The sequence below is a fragment of the uncultured Microscilla sp. genome, assembly GCF_947493425.1.
Lineage (GTDB): Bacteria > Bacteroidota > Bacteroidia > Cytophagales > Microscillaceae > Microscilla.
The window spans coordinates 1-2,944 of record NZ_CANLRP010000343.1 but is presented as its reverse complement, the minus strand read 5'-3'; the positions used below and the strand labels follow the sequence as shown (position 1 = coordinate 2,944).

The 2,944-nt window shown below is 38.6% G+C and carries 2 protein-coding genes; both read left to right on the top strand.

Going from position 1 to position 2,944, the window contains the following annotated elements; translation table 11 throughout:
- Positions 1-293 precede the first annotated feature (293 nt).
- Positions 294-752 carry a hypothetical protein gene (locus Q0954_RS33490; protein ID WP_299466286.1) on the top strand — a complete coding sequence of 153 codons (459 nt, stop codon included), beginning with the start codon at positions 294-296 and terminating at the stop codon, positions 750-752.
- A gap of 21 nt (positions 753-773) precedes the next feature.
- Entirely contained in the window at positions 774-2,201 is a 1,428-nt protein-coding gene (locus Q0954_RS33485) for a tyrosinase family protein (protein ID WP_299466284.1), read from the top strand.
- The last annotated feature ends 743 nt before the right edge of the window (positions 2,202-2,944 follow it).

Genomic DNA, 2,944 nt, shown 5'->3' with positions numbered 1-2,944 from the left:
ATTTTGGATGAGATTTGTTCTCTGACGAACTTCAAAAATTGAGCATAGCCATAGCTACGCGATATTTTTTAAGTAAAATCAGGGTACGAATATCGCCAAAATAATGTATCAGGTATTTAGAGGTTGAGGTACTAGTGGCCTCTTCTAATCATGGTTTGCTCAAATTCCAATCTAATTGGAATGGGGATAATGTCTCGAACCGTCCTATTACATTTAATGTAAAAAAAGAGGATGTCGTAACCATTAACAATTACAATGAATATAAGGTACTAGAGTTATTAGGTTCTACAAATTTGAAACTTAATAACGGGCACATCAACCTGAGAGGTGGTGATCTTACGGTTGAAAAAGGTAAAGCACGCATAGGCACTACCGAGATGCCTGAATACATAGGAGGTAAAGATATTTCGGATTACAGATTATTTGTAGCAGGAGGTATTTTGACCGAGGCAGTACGTGTACGAACTGATTGGGCAGACTATGTGTTTGAGCCTTCTTATAAACTAGCACCTTTGTCTGAAGTAGAAAAATATATTGCCGAAAAAGGTCATTTACCTAATGTGCCTTCGGCAAAAGAGGTAGCCTCAGAAGGCATAGATGTGGGAGAAATCAGCAAAATTCAACAAGAAAAAATAGAAGAAGTATTTCTACATTTGATCAAAATGAATAAAGCTATGCAGAAGATGCAGCAGAAAATTCAAACGCTTGAAGATGAGAATAAAACATTAAAAACTCAACTTAACAATAAGTAATCACATTTATTCACTGAACTTATGAAACTTACAAAATACTGGTTATGGTGCTTGCTCCTAGTGGCAAGTACCCTGGCTACCCAAGCCCAATGGATTCGTAAACCCTGGCGAGAATTGTCAGAAAGCGACCAAAAACGATATGTTGATAAAGTAAATGAGCTTTATACCAACGGCACTTGGCAACGATTTATTGCTACTCATGAGGATACTAAGAACTATGCTCAGCATACACCTGGTGGAACTCAAAACCCAAGAGATGTTAACAAACTATTTTTGCCATGGCATAGAGAGTTTATACATCTGATGGAAAAGAAAATGAGGATGCCTCTAGTATACTGGGATTGGGAATATAGTGACCAACTGGATCGCTTAGTGGAGTGGTCTGCTAATTCTGGTATGTTTGATAGCCAAGAAACAGGTTCGTTGGCGAAGCAAGGACTTTTTGGGCTAAACCTAGAGCGAGGGTTGGCTCTAAAGTTAAAAAGAAGGTTTGCATTTGATAGTTTTCCTATTGATGACCTAACCTCAACTTATACATTAATTAATAAAAATAAGGACTTAAGGGTCTTCGATTTTTACTTAGAAATAGCAGGCTTCCATGGAGCGGGTCATATGGCTATTGGAGGTTTTGACCCACAAGACCCTAATAATACAGAAAAAATGGGAGCGATGAGCCTTATTCCAACCTCACCTACTGATCCTACATTCTACCTGCACCATAGCATGGTGGATAAGGTATATCAACGTTGGGTAGAAAAAAACTGGGATGGCTCTAACCTTTTTACCCAAACCAAGATTAATCTATTCAAGGGCGATGGAAGCAAAATGAACCCTAATAAATACATTGATTCACGCAAATTGGGGGTTTGGTATGCCGATGATCATTACCTGAAATTAGATAAATATACGGTAGGAAGCAGCCCAAATCTAAATACAGACAACGAAGTGTATAAATATACTACAGGGGACATCGAAGCAAAAACTGATTTTATCGTACCCAATGAAACCACCTGTGTTTTTCAAGTAACCAATGATTATGATATTCATTTGGCAGATGGCTTTGTGGCAGAAGCTGGGTCAGATTTTACAGCTGAAGTAATCACTGTAAACAATAATAGCAGAACCAGCAACAGCTTGGCTGCAACCAAAGAAGCTAAAGCTGCTGAAGGTTTCAATACTTGGGATGACACATTTAAGGTGTTTCCTAACCCGTCAAATGGCATCATGACTTTGCAGCTGCCTAAATCTATGCGAAGACTTGACACCCAAGGGGCAACATATGTAGAAGTATTAAGCCTTGATGGTAAGCATGTGTATAAAGAAAAGCTAGATAAGCTCAGCAATCCATCTATCACACTGAACATCACAAACCTTCGTTTAAAGGGCATTTACATCCTAAGAGTCTATAATCAGTACACTGAATACACTCGCAGAATAGACGTAAGGTAGGTAAGCCTATACCAATATAACAACAAATAAAAGGGGCTGCCTTATAACACAATGGTACAACGTTTTTTATGTTGGCGAGATCAAACTCTTCAATTATAATGAGTGATTAGCTTAATAAAAGCTGCGTTTGGGGCTGTAAGACAAACAGTCAAAAAAGTCAATTGACTTATAGTATTGCCCTCAAGTTTATGGTTCGAGATATTTGTGTTCACGTAACGGCTGTTGACTATTGATAACACTCACAGGCGCGTATTTACAATGCGCACCTGCCTTGTTGCATGAGCAAATACTCCAACCTTTATCATTCTTTACCCCGCTGGTTTAAGTCTCCTACCAGCAAATAAGGGCAAGCTTTTAACTTGGCTCGGTTCGGAGAAACGAAAGGGGTGAGCAGGTAACTGCCCCATCATTTTTGAAAATCACCAAATCTACCAAGTTGTTTGAAGTGTTCGCCTGGCGTTCACTTCAAACTTTTCAATAATTGACTTAATTGTGTATGAAAGAATTATTTTGAGCAACGTGAAAAGGCTAGGTTCAAACAATTACGCACCAGATTTTTCACTGCGTTCAAAATGACAAAATACCCCGCCGCTGGTTTAAGTCTCCAGACTTAACACCAACAAATAAGGGCAAGTTTTTAACTTGGCTCGGTTCACTAGGAACGACACTAGTGCAACAGGAGCTAAGTTAATATAGTATTAATTTCCTTTTCCTTTGTAAAGCCTTTGAACTTCCACTTCAAA

Coding starts and splice junctions, on each gene's coding strand:
- Q0954_RS33485 (WP_299466284.1), top strand. CDS start 774: ATGAAACTTACAAAATACTGGTTATGGTGCTTGCTCCTAGTGGCAAGT.